General features: G+C 72.8%; 15 protein-coding genes. 6 read left to right on the top strand and 9 right to left on the bottom strand.

The window, feature by feature from the left end; genetic code table 11:
• Window positions 1-5: 5 nt before the first annotated feature.
• Together ACFYOS_RS19505 and ACFYOS_RS19500 are read left to right on the top strand one after the other, a co-directional pair.
• Window positions 6-644, top strand: coding sequence for a TetR family transcriptional regulator C-terminal domain-containing protein (locus tag ACFYOS_RS19505; protein ID WP_387143186.1), 639 nt, complete (start codon window positions 6-8; stop codon window positions 642-644).
• A complete protein-coding gene (locus ACFYOS_RS19500) occupies window positions 641-1,105 on the top strand; it encodes an acyl-CoA thioesterase (protein WP_387143183.1) in 465 nt (154 codons plus the stop codon). The genes ACFYOS_RS19505 and ACFYOS_RS19500 overlap by 4 nt, the downstream gene beginning before the upstream one ends.
• Before the next feature lie 15 nt (window positions 1,106-1,120).
• Here the strand turns inward: ACFYOS_RS19500 and ACFYOS_RS19495 are convergent, their stop codons facing one another.
• From ACFYOS_RS19495 to ACFYOS_RS19480, 4 genes are all read right to left on the bottom strand, one after another.
• Window positions 1,121-1,573 (bottom strand): nucleoside deaminase, encoded by a 453-nt coding sequence (locus ACFYOS_RS19495; RefSeq protein WP_387143479.1) that lies wholly within the window; start codon window positions 1,571-1,573, stop codon window positions 1,121-1,123.
• A gap of 178 nt (window positions 1,574-1,751) precedes the next feature.
• The gene (locus ACFYOS_RS19490) at window positions 1,752-2,279 is read right to left on the bottom strand and encodes a tRNA adenosine deaminase-associated protein (protein WP_387143180.1); all 528 of its coding nucleotides are present in this window, start codon (window positions 2,277-2,279) and stop codon (window positions 1,752-1,754) included.
• A gap of 118 nt (window positions 2,280-2,397) precedes the next feature.
• On the bottom strand, window positions 2,398-2,568 hold the full coding sequence (locus ACFYOS_RS19485) for a hypothetical protein (protein WP_387143178.1): 171 nt from the start codon (window positions 2,566-2,568) through the stop codon (window positions 2,398-2,400).
• A 71-nt stretch (window positions 2,569-2,639) separates the two neighbouring features.
• Window positions 2,640-3,032 carry a hypothetical protein gene (locus tag ACFYOS_RS19480; protein ID WP_387143175.1) on the bottom strand — a complete coding sequence of 131 codons (393 nt, stop codon included), beginning with the start codon at window positions 3,030-3,032 and terminating at the stop codon, window positions 2,640-2,642.
• Window positions 3,033-3,144: 112 nt separating this feature from the next.
• Here ACFYOS_RS19480 and ACFYOS_RS19475 point away from each other — a divergent pair, with 112 nt between their 5' ends.
• Both ACFYOS_RS19475 and ACFYOS_RS19470 read left to right on the top strand, forming a co-directional pair.
• Window positions 3,145-3,897, top strand: coding sequence for a M23 family metallopeptidase (locus ACFYOS_RS19475; protein WP_387143172.1), 753 nt, complete (start codon window positions 3,145-3,147; stop codon window positions 3,895-3,897).
• 70 nt (window positions 3,898-3,967) lie between these two features.
• Window positions 3,968-5,038, top strand: coding sequence for a PHP domain-containing protein (locus ACFYOS_RS19470; RefSeq protein ID WP_387143169.1), 1,071 nt, complete (start codon window positions 3,968-3,970; stop codon window positions 5,036-5,038).
• Window positions 5,039-5,047: 9 nt separating this feature from the next.
• Here ACFYOS_RS19470 and ACFYOS_RS19465 read toward each other — a convergent pair whose 3' ends face one another.
• Window positions 5,048-6,025 (bottom strand): DMT family transporter, encoded by a 978-nt coding sequence (locus ACFYOS_RS19465; RefSeq protein ID WP_387143166.1) that lies wholly within the window; start codon window positions 6,023-6,025, stop codon window positions 5,048-5,050.
• Window positions 6,026-6,261: 236 nt separating this feature from the next.
• Between ACFYOS_RS19465 and ACFYOS_RS19460 the strand changes: the two genes are divergently transcribed.
• Window positions 6,262-7,932, top strand: coding sequence for a DUF885 domain-containing protein (locus ACFYOS_RS19460; RefSeq protein WP_387143163.1), 1,671 nt, complete (start codon window positions 6,262-6,264; stop codon window positions 7,930-7,932).
• 63 nt (window positions 7,933-7,995) lie between these two features.
• Here the strand turns inward: ACFYOS_RS19460 and ACFYOS_RS19455 are convergent, their stop codons facing one another.
• The 3 genes from ACFYOS_RS19455 to nudC all read right to left on the bottom strand — a co-directional run bounded on the left by ACFYOS_RS19455 (window position 7,996) and on the right by nudC (window position 11,598).
• On the bottom strand, window positions 7,996-9,591 hold the full coding sequence (locus ACFYOS_RS19455; protein ID WP_387143160.1) for a DUF6114 domain-containing protein: 1,596 nt from the start codon (window positions 9,589-9,591) through the stop codon (window positions 7,996-7,998).
• 80 nt (window positions 9,592-9,671) lie between these two features.
• Window positions 9,672-10,226: a DUF6230 family protein gene (locus ACFYOS_RS19450; RefSeq protein ID WP_387143476.1), complete on the bottom strand. Its 555-nt coding sequence runs from the start codon at window positions 10,224-10,226 to the stop codon at window positions 9,672-9,674.
• Between the two features lie 448 nt (window positions 10,227-10,674).
• Window positions 10,675-11,598 carry an NAD(+) diphosphatase gene (gene nudC, locus ACFYOS_RS19445; protein WP_387143157.1) on the bottom strand — a complete coding sequence of 308 codons (924 nt, stop codon included), beginning with the start codon at window positions 11,596-11,598 and terminating at the stop codon, window positions 10,675-10,677.
• A 196-nt stretch (window positions 11,599-11,794) separates the two neighbouring features.
• Between nudC and ACFYOS_RS19440 the strand changes: the two genes are divergently transcribed.
• The gene (locus tag ACFYOS_RS19440; RefSeq protein WP_387143154.1) at window positions 11,795-13,624 is read left to right on the top strand and encodes a VanW family protein; all 1,830 of its coding nucleotides are present in this window, start codon (window positions 11,795-11,797) and stop codon (window positions 13,622-13,624) included.
• A 74-nt stretch (window positions 13,625-13,698) separates the two neighbouring features.
• Here the strand turns inward: ACFYOS_RS19440 and ACFYOS_RS19435 are convergent, their stop codons facing one another.
• Window positions 13,699-14,325: an NADPH-dependent F420 reductase gene (locus ACFYOS_RS19435; protein WP_387143151.1), complete on the bottom strand. Its 627-nt coding sequence runs from the start codon at window positions 14,323-14,325 to the stop codon at window positions 13,699-13,701.
• Window positions 14,326-14,700 lie beyond the last annotated feature (375 nt).

The raw sequence follows: 14,700 nt of genomic DNA, 5'->3' as shown, positions 1-14,700 counted from the left end.
CCGGCATGACCTCCGATGGCCGCGTGGCCCGTGGCGACCGCACCCGCGCGGCGGTGCTGGACGCCGCCGTGGCGCTGGCCACCGAGGCCGGCCTCGACGGCCTCTCCCTCGGCCAGCTCGCCGACCGGCTGGGGGTCAGCAAGTCCGGCCTCTTCGCGCACTGGCGGTCCAAGGAGGCGCTCCAGCTCGCCACCGTCGACCGGGCCGTGGCGCAGTGGCAGGAGCGGATCGTCGGCCCGGCCCTGCGCGCCCCGCGCGGGGTCCGGCGGCTGCTGGCCCTGCACGAGGCCCGGATCGACTTCTACGCCGCCCGGGTGCTCCCCGGCGGCTGCTTCTTCGCGAACACCGAGTTCGAGTACAACGCCCGCCCCGGCCCGGTCCGGGACCGGCTCGCCGACGCGTTCGGCCGCTGGACCGCCTTCCTCGAGCGCCTCGTCCAGGAGGCCGTCGACCTCGGCGAACTCCGCGCCGACGTGGACGTCCCGCAACTGGCGTACGAGATCGACGCGCTCGGGATCGGCGCGGCCATGCACTCCCGGCTGCTGGACCCGGACGCCACCTACCGGCACGCCCGCCAGGGCCTGCTCACCCGACTGCGGGCGCTCTGCCCCGACCCGACCCTGCTACCGGAAGGCCGCCCATGAGCCACGCCACCGTCGACCGGCCGGTCGTCGAGTTCGGTCACGTCGAGCACGTCACGGTGCACTTTGACGACCTCGACGCCCTCGGCATCCTGCACAACGCGCGGTACGCGGTGCTGCTGGAACGGGCGCTCACCCCGTACTGGGCCAGCCGGGGGCACGGCTTCCGTGGCCGGGACAGCTCGCCCGACGTGTTCCACGCGGTCCGCGAGTTCACCATCCGCTACCGCGCCCCGATCGCCACCACCGGTCCGGTGGCGGTGCACTTCTGGCTGGAGCACTTCGGCACCAGCAGCGCCGAGTACGCCTTCCGATTCCGCTCGCTCGACGGCGACACCGTGTACGCCGAGGGCACCCGGGCCATCGTCCGGCTCGACCCGGCGACCCTGCGCCCGGCGCCGTGGAGCGGGGCCGCCCGGGCGGTGGCGGAGACCCTGCTCCGCCCCGCGCCGACACCGGCCTGAGCCCGGCAGCACCGGTCAGCGGAAGAAGGCGCGCAGCAGCGCCGCGCTCTCGGTCTCCAGCACGCCGCCGTACACCTCGGGGCGGTGCGTCAGGCGGCGGTCGCGCAGCACGTCCCAGAGCGAGCCGACCGCGCCCGTCTTCGGCTCCCACGCACCGAAGACCACGGTCGAGATCCGGGCCAGGGCGATCGCCCCCGCGCACATCGTGCAGGGCTCCAGGGTCACCACCAGGGTGCAGCCGTCCAGCCGCCAGCGTCCCAGCCGCTCGGCGGCCCGCCGCAGCGCCAGCACCTCGGCGTGCGCGGTCGGGTCCCCGGTCAGCTCCCGCTCGTTGCGCCCGACCGCCAGCTCGGCGCCGTCCGGGCCGTAGAGCACCGCGCCGACCGGGATGTCCTCGACGGCCGCGTCGACGTCCTCCGCCGGTGCGGTGTCCGGGCCGGTCACCGCGACCTCCAGGGCCCGGCGCATCCACAGCTCGTGCCGCTGCCGGCGGCCCACGCCACCCGGGTCGGCCAGCCCCTCGTCCGCGCCCGGCCCGACCCGGCCCAGCCGGCCCGGGGTCGGCTGCCCCGGGCGTACGGTCTCCAGCGCCGGGTCGGTGGCGTCAGCCGGTTCCGCGGCGCCGGGCACCACAGACTCGGACGGTTCAGACCTCACGCAGCTCCTCGACCTCGTCCCCGCAGCCCAGCACCTGGCAGATCTCGGCGGTCACGTCGGCCGGCATCATGCCCTCGTGGCCGCAGAGGGCGAGCAGCTTCTGCGCCGAGATGCCCAGGTCGGCGAGGATGTCCGCGTCGCCCACCGGGTCGGCCTCCGGGTCCACCGCCGGCTGCTCGGCGTCGTCGTCGCTTCCGGCGACCGCCCGCGGCTCCTCGGTGTCCTCCAGCCCGGTGACCGAGGTCTTCAGGTCGCCGACCAGCAGGGCGCCGAGCCGGGACTCGTCCGCGTACGCCGAGTCGGAGCCGAAGATCCGCAGGTCCTCCCCCTCGTCCAGGCGCAGGATCACCAGGTACGTGTCGTCGGCCTCGACGAAGAGCAGGGACAGGTCGGCGTCCGGCTCGACGTCGCGCAGCCGGTCGGCGACTTCCTCGATGTCGGTGACGCCCCGCAGGCTCACCTCGTCGGCGGTCCAGCCGCCGTCGATGCGCGCCACGGCAGCAGCGAAGTACGACACGGTCCCCCCAAAATTGGCCTCGGCAGACGCCGACTCGTCACGCGTGCACGTTAACCGGTCGGGTCGGCAGGCGACCGGTCAACGCCCCGAAGGGCCGGCCGTTCCTGGAGAAAGTCGGTCAGCCGGCGATGCGCCGGCGGGTGGCGATGAGCTGGCGCAGACGCTCGGTCCGGACCCGCTGCGGCCGCTCGCGCTGACGTACCGCGCGGGCGCCGGCCAACTCGGCGAGGAGTTGCAGGCGGCGGCGGCTCCGCTCAGGGTCGAGCCGCGGCGGGGTGGTCCAGGCCATACCGCGAGCGTGAACCGTCACCGCACGTACGTCAAGAGGCGTTCGCTACGCAGCGGAGCCATCACGGGCAGTTACCAGAGCGGCCAGTCGCCACTCTGCGCCCAGCGGACCACGACGATGGCCGCGGCGATGCTCCAGCCCCCCGCCGTGACGATCGCCACGCCGGTCGCGACCCCCCGGTCGCCGTACCGGACCAGTGCCGCGGCGGCCAGCCAGGCCAGCCCGCCGCCGATCACCGTCCACCAGGCGTAGCTGGGCACGTCCCGGCCGAGCAGGCCGAACAGCAGCAGCCAGGCAAAGGCCGTCACCGCGCCGGTGGCGACGCCGCCACCGGTGACCGGGTAGGGCTCACGCCAGGTGGGCCGCATCGGCGCCCCGGCGGGAAAGAGCCCCGAGGGGGTACGCGGCCCCGGGCGGGCCGGGCCCGCGCCGGTCTCCCCGGGTACGGCGTCCCACCCGCTCATCGCCCCTGCTCCCTTCACGGACCGTGCACCCCATCGGCGTCACGCGGAGCGACCGTTCCCGGCCGGCTTCCAGCGTTTCGTCCCCACCGTACTTCTCTGCCAGGATGACCGGATGCGCTCGCGATCGATCGGCCGCCGTCCGCATTCGGCGTTCCCGGTCCTGCTGCTGCTCCTCCCGGCCCTGGCCGCCGGGTGCGCCCAGGACGGCGGCGGCCCGGCGGCCCCGGGGAACGCGTGGCAGGGTCCGAGCGCCCAGGCCAGCGCTGCGCAGCCCAGCGGATCGTCCGCTGCCGCACCGACCTCCGCCGCCGCTTCCCCGACGCCGGCGAACCTCCGGCACGTCTTCCCGGTGCGGGCGAGCAACGTCGCCTACCACCCGACCCACTCCGCGTACCCGGGGACGGACATCTTCGCCGACTGCGGCGAGCCGGTCGTGGCGGTCACCGACGGCCGGATCCTCGAGGTGAGCCGGGTGGACCGGTTCAGCAGTCGCGTACTCCTCGGGCCGTACAACGGGGGGCTGTCGGTCTCGCTGCTCGGTGACGACGGGGTCCGCTACTACGGGTCGCACCTGAGCGCCATCGAGTCCGGGATCGACGCCGGCGTACGCGTCCACGCCGGGCAGGCGCTCGGCAAGGTCGGCCACACCGGCAACGCCAGCAACGTGTGCCACCTGCACTTCGGCCTCTCCCCGAAGTGCACCGGGCACGACGACTGGTGGATCCGGCGGGGCGTGATCTGGCCGGCCCCGTACCTGACCTCGTGGCGCAAGGGCGGCAACCGGGGCCCGGCCGCCGAGGTGGTCGCCTGGCAGCGCCGGCACGGCTGCCCGAAGGCCCCCACCACGACCAGCGCCGCCGGCTGAGCGGCGTCCACTCCCGACACCCCGCGCGCACGCTCGGCGGCCGGCGGCGCGGGCGCGTAGGTTGCAGGGCATGACTGCCCGGGATCCCATCGCCGACCTGCGCCGGATCGCGTTCCTGCTGGAGAAGGCGAACGAGGCCACGTACCGGGTCCGGGCCTTCCGGTCGGCGGCCAACGCGCTCGCCGCGCTGCCCACGGCGGAGGTGGCCGAACGGGCACGTACCGGCAAGCTGACCGAGCTGTCCGGGGTCGGCGACGTCACCGCCCGGTGCGTGGCCGAGTCGCTGACCGGCGAGGAGCCGGTCTACCTGCGCCGGCTCGTCGCCACCGAAGGCACCGACCTGGACGAGGCGGCGGCGAAGCTGCGGGACGCGTTGCGCGGCGACTGCCACACCCACTCCGACTGGTCCGACGGCGGCTCACCGATCGAGGAGATGGCCCTGGCGGCCGTCGAGCTGGGCCACGAATATCTGGTGCTGACCGACCACTCGCCCCGGCTGAAGGTGGCCCGGGGGCTGACCGCGGACCGGCTGCGAAAGCAGCTCGACCACGTGGCCGCGGTGAACGAGGCGCTGCCGAAGGGCTTTCGCATCCTCACCGGCATCGAGGTGGACATCCTCGCCGACGGGTCGCTGGACCAGGACGAGGAGCTGCTCGCCCGCCTCGACGTGGTGGTCGGCTCGGTGCACAGCGGCCTGAACGACGAGCGGGCGAAGATGACCCGGCGAATGCTCACCGCGATCGCGAACCCGCACCTGGACATCATCGGCCACTGCACCGGTCGGATGGTGTCGTCCCGGCCGGCGGGGGTGACGGGGCCGGGCGACCGGGGGCACCGGGCGCGTACCCGGGCCGAGAGCGACTTCGACGCGGACGCGGTCTTCGCGGCCTGCGCGGAGCACGGCGTCGCCGTCGAGATCAACTCCCGGCCGGAGCGGCAGGACCCGCCGAAGCGGCTGATCCGCCGCGCGCTGGAGGCCGGCTGCCGGTTCGCCATCAACACCGACGCGCATGCCCCGGGTCAGCTCGACTGGCAGCGGTTCGGCTGCGAACGCGCCGCGCTCTGCGGCGTACCGGCGAACCGGGTGGTCAACACCTGGAAGACGGGCCGCCTGGTGAAGTGGGCCGGCACCCGCCGCTGACCGGGCGGGTCAGCGGCGGGTGGCGGGCTCGGCGGCCGGCGCGGCGGGGGTGCCCACCACCGCCCGGCTCCGGCGCCGGCCGAGGACCCCCTGCGCGACCGCCACCCCGACGAGCACGATCAGCGCGCCCACCGGCTGGTGCCAGTTCATCCGCTCGCCCAGCACCACCGCGCCGACCAGCACCGCGAAGACCGGGATCAGGTACGTGACGGTGGACGCCGTGCTTGCCCCGGCCACCCGGATGTTGCGCAGGTTGATCACGAAGGCCAGCCCGGTGCCGAGCGCGCCGAGCGCCAGCACGCTGGCCACCACCCGCAGGGACAGGCTGGTCGGCACCGGCGGCGCCCCGGCCACCAGCGGCGCCACCACCGCCAGCTGCGCCGTCGCGACCAGCAGCTGCGCCGCCGACAGCGACAGCCCGGAGTACGCGCTCCCCGCGATGAACTTCTTCTGGTACGGGATGGCCACGCCGTAGCACGCCGCCGCCCCGAGGCACATGAGCTGGCCGGTGAAGTGCGACCCGCCGACGCCCTCCCAGACGCCGAGCACCACCAGCACACCCGCGAAGCCCAGCCCCAGCCCGACCGCGCGGCGCACGGTCAGCCGCTCGGTGCGGAACACCAGCACCGCCAGCGGCAGCACGATCAGCGGCGTGGTGGCGTTCCAGATGCCGGCGAGCATCGACTCCACCCGCTGCTCGCCGAAGCCGAACAGGGTGAACGGCAGTGCGACGCCGAACGCGGCGACCACCAGCAGGTGCGCCCACACCCGGGGCTCGCGGGGCAGCCGGTCGCGCAGCACGGCCAGCACCACCAGCAGGGTCGCCGCACCAGTGGCGACCCGGTAGAGGGTGAGGTGCAGCGGGTGCAGTTCGGTCACCCCGACCTTGATGAAGAGGAAGCTGGATCCCCAGATCACACCGAGCGCCAGAAACCCGGGCAGCCAGCTTCGCAGCGCTGCCCGGTCAGGAGTGAAGTCCGCCGTCACCCCTGACACTCTGCCGGAGGGGTGCGACGAAGTCCCGCGAAAATCGGACCTCGTGTCGACCGCCACAGCAACCGCCGTGCCGCGGGGCGCTGACCGGTCCAGGACGCCGGCCGCGCCGGGCCGGCGGCGGCCATAGAACCTGCCGTTCCCGGCCGACCTCGACCCGGCCGATCTGCTGGCGTGAACACCGCAAACACGGTCGACAACGAGGCGGCACCGTCACGTAGGGTCGCAGCGTGGGACGAATCGATGACCTCGCCAACCGGTACGTGGCCGACTGGGCGCCGCTGAGCCCGACCGGCGCCACCTACGTCGGCATCGCCGGCTACGACGACCAGCTCGACGACCTCTCCCCGGAGGGGTACGAGGCCCGCGCCGATCTGGTTCGGCGCACCCTGGCCGACCTCGACGTGACCGAGCCGGACACCGAGACCGAGCGGACCGCCAAGGAGGCGATGCAGGAGCGCCTCGGTCTTGAGCTCGCCCGGCACGAGGCCGGCGAGACCACCAGCGAGGTCAACGTGATCGCCAGCGGGCTGCACGAGATCCGCATGGTCTTCGACCTCATGCCGACCGAGGGCGACGACGCCAAGGCCAACATCGCCGCCCGGCTCAACCGTTTCCCGGCGGCGCTGGAGAGCTACAAGCGGACGCTGCGCGAGGTGGCCGCGGCCGGGCAGGTCAGCTCGCAGGTGCAGCTGGTCGAGGTCGCCAAGCAGTGCGACATCTGGACCGACCCGAATGGCGACAACTTCTTCCACGGCCTGGCCGAGCGGCTCGGGGCCGACGGGGCGCTCGGTGCCGAGCTGCGCAAGGGCGCGGCCGCCGCCACCGCCGCCACCGCGGAGTTCGGGCAGTTCCTCCGCACCGAGCTGGCCCCGCAGGGGCGGCAGAAGCAGGCCGCCGGCCGGGAGCGGTACGAGCTGGCGTCGCAGTACTTCCTCGGCGCCAAGGTCGACCTCGACGAGACGTACGCCTGGGGTTTCGCAGAGCTGACCCGCCTGGAGGCCGAGATGCGAACCGTTGCCAAGCGCATCGCGGGTCCGGGTGCCACCGTCGACGACGCCGTGGCGGCGCTCGACGCCGACCCCTCCCGGACCATCCAGGGCAAGGAGGCGTTCCGGGACTGGATGCAGGCGCTCGCCGACAAGGCGATCAGCGAGCTGCACGGCACCCACTTCGACATTCCGGAGCAGGTCCGCCGGATCGAGTGCTGCCTCGCGCCGACCAGCGACGGCGCGATCTACTACACGGGTCCGAGCGAGGACTTCTCCCGCCCGGGCCGGATGTGGTGGGCGGTCCCGCAGGGCATCACCGACTTCTCCACCTGGCGTGAGGTGACCACGGTCTACCACGAGGGGGTGCCGGGTCACCACCTCCAGGTCGCCCAGACCGCCGTCCGCGCCGAGCTGCTCAACCGCTGGCAGCGCCTGCTCTGCTGGGTCTCCGGGCACGGTGAGGGCTGGGCGCTCTACTCCGAGCGGCTGATGGACGAGCTGGGCTACCTGGAGGACCCGGGCGACAAGCTCGGCATGCTCGACGGTCAGGCGTTCCGCGCGGCCCGCGTGATCGTCGACATCGGCATGCACCTGGAGCTGGAGATCCCGAAGGGCAACCCGTTCGGCTTCCACCCGGGCGAGCGGTGGACGCCGGAGCTGGGTTGGGAGTTCATGCGGGCGCACTGCCGGGTGCCGGACGAGAACCTGCGCTTCGAGCTGAACCGCTACCTGGGCTGGCCGGGGCAGGCCCCCTCGTACAAGGTGGGCGAGCGGATCTGGCTCCAGGCCCGGGAGGAGGCGAAGGCCCGCAAGGGGGCCGACTTCGACCTCAAGGAGTTCCACCGCCAGGCGCTCGACCTCGGCTCGCTGGGGCTCGACCCGCTGCGCCGGGCGCTGGCCCGGCTCTAGGGCGACGGACGGCCGGGAGTCGGAGGTTTCCCTCCGGCTCCCGGCCGTTTCGCGTATTCGGGGTCAGGCCAGGTCGACCTTGAGCGTCGGCGTGGCGGTGAGCGACTTCGAGTTCTCGTACGCCAGCTTGATCGACGGGTCGGTGAAGGTGACCGGGAGCGGCGAGGTGATCGGGAGACCGTCCGGGAACGGCAGGTCCGGGTCGAGCGTGATCTTGATGCCGAGCAGGTACCCGACGAAGCGGGTGGCATAGAAGGCGACATCACCCTCGACGGTGAGCCGGTCGGTGACGTACCGCTGCTTCTTGCCCGCCGGACCGCTGGCCAGGAGGGTGAAGTCCTCGGTCACCGCCTTGTCCATGGTGAACTTCAGGCACTTGAGCGTGCCGTCGCGGGTGGGCAGCTCGACGACCCCCTCGAACCGCAGCCCGGTCATGGTCAGCTTGGAGCCGGTCATGTCGGAGGGCGGATCGGCGACGATCGGCTGGTTCGGGTCGGCGGCGAGCTTGGGCAGTGGCTTGCCCGGCTCCACCGGCTCCGGCTTGGTCGGTGTCGGGTCGGCGCAGGGGTCGGTGCCCGGCTCGGCCGGGGCGGAGGGCTGCGCCGAGGAACTGGTGCTCGGCTCCGGTGCCGCGCTGGTGCTGGTGCTCGCGGTGGGCGTGGCGCCGCTCGCCGTCGGCTCGGCCGCGGCCGCCGCCGTGCCCGCGCTGCTCGGCGTCGGGGCGGTCGACGGCTCGGCGCTGCCGGAGTCGCCGCCGGTGAAGAGGCCGGTGATGCCGTCGATGATGCCGGTCAGCAGGTTGCCGCCCGAGCTCTGCTCCGCTGCGGCGGGGCTCGCGCTGGCCGAGGGGGAGGCGGAAGCGGTCGGCTTCGGCGTCGCCGGGGCGGTCGTGGTGGTCGGGCAGGCCACGGGTGCGGCGATCGCGGGCTGCTCACCGCGGATCCCGAGCAGGCCGGCCGCGCCGACGCTGGCGACCACCAGCAGGATCGCGTACAGCTTCGGGTCGCGGTGCCCGGTGCCCTCCGGACCGTCCGGCTGGACGGCCGGCAGCACCTGCGTGGTGTCGGCGGACCCGGCCGGCGGCTCCGCCGGGGCCTGCTCCCGCAGCGGGTTGCGCGGCTCGGGCAGCGTGTCGGTGAGGACGCCGGTCGTCTCGTCCTCGCGCTGCCGGGGCAGCAGCTCGTCGATGAGGGCCGGTTCGTCGTCGTCCGCGTCCTCCTCGCCGGCCGGGACGGCCTCGGCGGGCGGCTCCACGGCGGGGGCCGGCTTCTTGGCGGGCACCCAGGCGAAGCCGAGCGCGCTGCCGACCATGCCGAGCAGCAGGCCGATGAAGAAGCCCCCGAGGTTGACCCCGATCAGCGAGTAGACCGCAGTGATCCCCGCGACGATCGCGTAGAACATGCGCTGCGGCGGGCTGAACCAGAGCAGCATCCCGCAGGCGACGAGGATGACCGGGATCAACCAGGAGAGGAAACCGGTCGGGCCCATCTGGAAGGTGAGGCCGTTGAGGCTCATCTGCGTGGTGCCGAAGATCTCCAGACCGGCCAGCGCGGTGAAGAGCCCACCCCAGAACGGCCGTGTCCGCCGCCAGCGGCGGAACCCACGCCACGCCTGCCCGAGCCGGTTGGGCCGGGCGTGCTGCGTCTCGGCGTTTGTCACGTACTCCTCCTGGCGGTGCTGACTGCGTGAGACAAGGCTGAGGCCCGCGGAGGGCGCCCTCCGCGGGCCTCGACATCAGATCAGAAACATTCCTTGGCGCCCGCGCCGACGTTCACCTTGAGCTTGAGGCCGTTCAGGGTGAAGGTGCCGGCGCTGGTGGAGCGGGCCACCTGCTCCAGGTCGGTGATGACGACCTTGTCGGCGCTCTGGCCGAAGGACTTGGGCACGACGGGCTGCGACGGGTTCATGTCACCCGCGTCGCGGCCGATCTTGATGTTGGTGAACTCCGCGTTGCCCTCGAGGGAGTCCATGTCGATCAGCAGGCCGCTGGCGGTCGCCGGGTTGCCGCCGCCACCGGCGTTGATGGTCAGCACGATCGGCACGCCCGGGATGCTGGCGTTGACCGACTGGCAGAGGTCGTAGAGCTTGGCGCTGGCGATCTCGGAGACGGCGACCGGGTGGGCCGTGCCGTCGCTCTCCTTGACCAGGCCGCCGTACTGCTTGAAGCCGTCGCCCTCCAGCTTCGACGCGCCGACCTTGAAGGTCTGGCCCGACACGGCGAACGAGGCGGCGATGGCGCCGTTGGTCATGCCCAACACGATGCCGCCGGCCACGACGGTCGCCGGCACCATCATCGCGGCGAAGCGACGCCAGCGGGTGCCGCCACTCACCTGGCGGTCTTCCGATTCACTCACAAGGTCCTCCTCGACGGGGGTGCGTCACCGGCGCGGTCGCGACTCGGGACGGGGAAAGCTGCGGGGTGGCGCGGCGACCGTTGTGCCGACGGGCCGCGCAGTACGCGGATTGGATGGTCTCGCGAAGCGACACAGCTCACAAGTCCCTTGCTACTGGCGGGTAACACAGTTGTGGTAGCGACATCGCCCACGGTTACCAACGGTTAACATCCCAGTAGCAACAAGTCCGGAACAAACCGTCCCGATTACGACACGAAGACCATCGGGTCTCACTTGTGGTAGCCGTCACGGCGATAAGTCACAGTTCGGTAACGGGGGGCTGACAAACCGCTGTGGGTGACCCGCCAATCACCCGTCCGGCGGAGGCCGCTGACCGGTCGGCGGGCCGTCAGCCCCGCCCGTCCAACCAGGACCCCAGCAGGTGATGGTCGATCGAGTCGATCCGGCCCAGTGGACGCCCCTGCGCCGCCCGGGCCCACAGCTCCTCCCGGGTGAACCAGCGCGCATCCGCCAGTTCCTCGCCGTCCACCCGGACCTCGGTCGAGGCCGCCGTCGCTCGGAAGCCGACCATCAGCCCCGCTGGGAACGGCCACGCCTGCGACCCCTGGTACGTCATCCCGGCCACCGTCACCCCGGCCTCCTCGGCCAGCTCCCGGCGTACCGCGTCCTCCAGGCTCTCGCCGACCTCCACGAAGCCGGCCAGCGTCGACCAGGACCCCTCCGGCGCGCCCCGGTGCCGGGCCAGCAGGCAGCGCCCAGGCTCGCCGGGCGCCTCCACCAGCACGATCACCGCCGGCTCGATGCGCGGGAAGAGCAGCCGGCCGCAGCCGGGGCCGGTGCAGGAGCGAGTGTGCCCGCCGTCCCGCGCCGCCGTCGCCGCCCCACAGCTCCCGCAGTACCGCTGACCCCGGTGCCAGTGCAGCAACCCCTTGGCGTAGGCCTGGACGGCCGCGTCGGCCGCCCCCAGCCCGCCCACCAGGGCCCGGACATCCACCGCCTCGGCGGCGCCGGCCAGCTCCACCGCCTCCCGCTCGGCCCGCCCGGACAGGTCGGCGGCGAACACCGCCCGACCCGAGTCCAGGCCGAGGAAGACCGTCTCGTCGGCGGCGGTGAGCAACCCGGCCGCGTCGACCGCCGGCAACCGCACCGGCAGGCGCTCCGCCGACACCAGGCAGCGGTCCTGCCAGAACGGCAACAGCACGCTCTCCCGTTCGGTCAGCCGGTCGGCGACCCACCCCGGGTCGGTACGCAGCGCGCCCGCCCGGTCCAGCCACCCTCCGCCGTACGCCAGGCCCTGCTCATCCGTCCGCACCCGCACACCGTGCCACGACCGGCGGTCCGGCGGATACCCGGGACGGGTGATCACCGCGACACCTCGCCGACCTGCCGACACGCTGCGCCGATGAGGGCCGGACGGAGACTCCCGACCGGCTCGAGCGTTGGTTACCGTAGGTGTCTTCCGGGTGGGCGAGAGAGATCCCCACGTGGTACTTCCGATCGAGGTTGCTGTGACGCTGTACGGGGAAAAACTCCCGCCCGCCGACGACCGGCCCACGGTGCAGGTCACCGCGGTGAGCTGGCCGGACGATGGGCCGGAGGCCGCCGTCACACCCGGCCGGCCGGGCGGTCCGGCCTGGTACCGGCGAGGCCGGATGCTGCTCGCCGGTGGGATCACCGCGGCCGTGCTGGCCGCCGGCGTGGGTGCCGGCACCTGGGCGTACGCCGGGGACATCCCCCGTGGCACCACCGTGCTCGGCGCCGAGCTGGGTGGCCGGAGCCGGGCCGAGGCGGCTCGGGCGCTACGGGCCGAGCTGGATCGCCGGGCGGCGGCGCTGAGCGCCCCGATCACCCTCACCGCATTCGAGAAGACCTCCGAGGTGAGGAGCCTCCAGGTGAGGCCCGCCGACATCGGCCTCGCGGTCGACGTGGACGCCACCGTGGCGGCGGCGGCCGCCGCCGAGGCGCACGCGGTGAGCCGGCTTTTCGGCTCCCGTACGGTCGACCCGGTGCTGACCGTCGACGCCGCCCGGCTGGACGCGGTGCTGCGCCGGGTGGTGGGCGGCCAGGGCCGGGAGATGACCATGCCGGCGATCATCTTCACCGGCACCACCCCGAAGCCGGTCTACCCGAAGCCGGCACTGACCATGGACCACGACGGCGCGGTCGGCGCAATCACGGCGGGCTGGCTCGCCGGCAAGCCGGTGAGCGTGCCGCTGATCGAGAAGTGGCCGGCGACCAGCCGGGAGGAACTGGACCGCCTCGTCACCGAACTGGCCAGGCCGGCCGTCGCCGCGCCCGTCACCCTCGCCACCGGCCGGGGCTCGGTCACCATCCCGCCCGCGGCGATCGCCCGGAGCCTGCGCTTCTCGGCCGACGAGGCAGGCAAGCTGACACCCCGTGTCGACGTCAAGCGACTGCGGGACTCCCTCGGCGACGGGCTGGCGAAGGTCGAGGTGGAGCCGAGGAACGCCGGCCTGACCATCGTCGGCGGCAAGCCGACGGTGGTGCCCGGCCGGGCCGGCCAGCAGGTCGACACCGCCACGCTCAGCCGGGACCTGCTCGCCGTCCTGCCGAAGGCCGAGGGCCGGACGGTCACCGCGGAGCTGAAGCCGGCCCAGCCGGAGCTGACCGAGGCCAAGCTCGCCGACCTGGGCATCAAGGAACAGGTGTCCACGTTCACCACCCGGTTCCCCGGTGGCCTCTCCTCCCCGCGCAGCCAGAACATCGTCCAGGCGGCCAAGGACGTCGACGGCACGATCGTGCAGCCGGGCGAGACGTTCTCCCTCAACGGCCACACCGGCGAGCGCGGGTACGACCAGGGCTACCAGGATGCGCCGACCATCGTCAACGGCAAGCTGGTGCCGGGCGTCGGCGGCGGCGTTTCGCAGTTCACCACGACGCTGTTCAACGCCACCTACTACGCCGGCATGCAGGACGTGGAGCACAAGCCGCACTCGTTCTACTTCAGCCGCTACCCGTCCGTGATCGAGTCGACCATCTACTGGCCGCAACTCGACTTCAAGTTCCGCAACAACACCCCGCACGGCGTCCTCATCGACACGTCGTACACGTCCAGCACGATCACCGTGTCGATCTGGAGCACCAAGATCTACGACAGCGTCAAGACCGAGTACAGCCCGCGCCGCGACATCACCCAGCCGCGAACGGTCTACCTGGAACCCGGCCCTGACTGCATCTCCGCCGCGGGCAGCGTGGGCTTCGCCCAGGACGCCTACCGGGTCATCAGGAAGGACGGCAAGGTGATCAAGCGGGAGAAGTTCAGCTGGCGCTACGACCCCGAGCCGAGATTCATCTGCGGCGTCAAGCCGCCCGCCTGACCCCCGTCGAGCGCAGGCACGCAAAGGCCCCGCCGGCCACGTCGCCGGCGGGGCTTCCCTTCCGTCGTACGCCCTCAGGGCCGCGCCGCGGCCAGCCCCGTCCGTACGCCGGCTGCGTCACGGTCGGTGCCGTAGACGGGGGTGCCCGGCTGCTGCCGCCAGCTCTCGTCGAGCGTGCCGGCGTCCACCGGGTCGAAGCCCAGCTCCTCCACCAGTGCCATGACGATCTGCTTGGCGTCTGCGTCGTCGGCGGCAACCGGCAGCGCGATCCGGCCCGGAGTGTCGGCCGGCTTGCCGTTGTCCATCAGGTGAACCGCCTGGATGTTGTTGAAGACCTTCACCACCCGGGCGCCCTTGAGGTGGTCCGCGGTCCACCGGCTGGAGCTGAGGCTGCGGTCGAGGAGCTCGGGGATGTCGCCGTCGCGCTGAGGGTAGTAGTTGTCCGCGTCGACGACGGTCTTGTCGTCGAAGAGCCCCGCCGGCAGGTCCGGCACCGCCTTCACCGGGATGGCGATGACGACCAGCTCCGCCCCCTGCGCGGCCTCCTCCAGGGTGCCGGCCCGGGCACCGGTCTCCGTCGCGAGGCCGGTCAGGCTCTGCGGCCCGCGCGAGTTGGCCACCGTCACGTCATGCCCGAGCGCGCGCAGTCGACGGGTCAGCGTGCCACCGACATGCCCCGACCCGATGATTCCGATCTTCATGACCACTCCTGCCTCCGCCAACGCCTGGCGGTCAGTTCCGGCCGAACCATCAGCAGGTACCCGGACCGGTGCGTCCCGATCATGGACCAGACGTACCCCATGTCACGTTTCCCGCCACCGCGGCGGGGCTCGCCACCGGGGCCGGTCCCGTCCCGACGGTACGAGAACCGACAGCAGGTACGCGGGCATTTTCCGAAAGGCCGGCGCGGTCGTTCGGCGGCGGCGGGGGCTGGCAGAACCGGCCCGAAAACGCAGTCAGGGTCACCCCGAAGGGTGACCCTGACTGGAAAGTTTGTCCGGCGGTGTCCTACTCTCCCACACCCTCCCGAGTGCAGTACCATCGGCGCTGGAGGGCTTAGCTTCCGGGTTCGGAAT

Source organism: Micromonospora sp. NPDC005806, from assembly GCF_042871425.1.
Lineage (GTDB): Bacteria > Actinomycetota > Actinomycetes > Mycobacteriales > Micromonosporaceae > Micromonospora.
The sequence above is the reverse complement of the archived record's forward strand: the minus strand, read 5'-3'. Positions and strand labels throughout refer to the sequence as shown.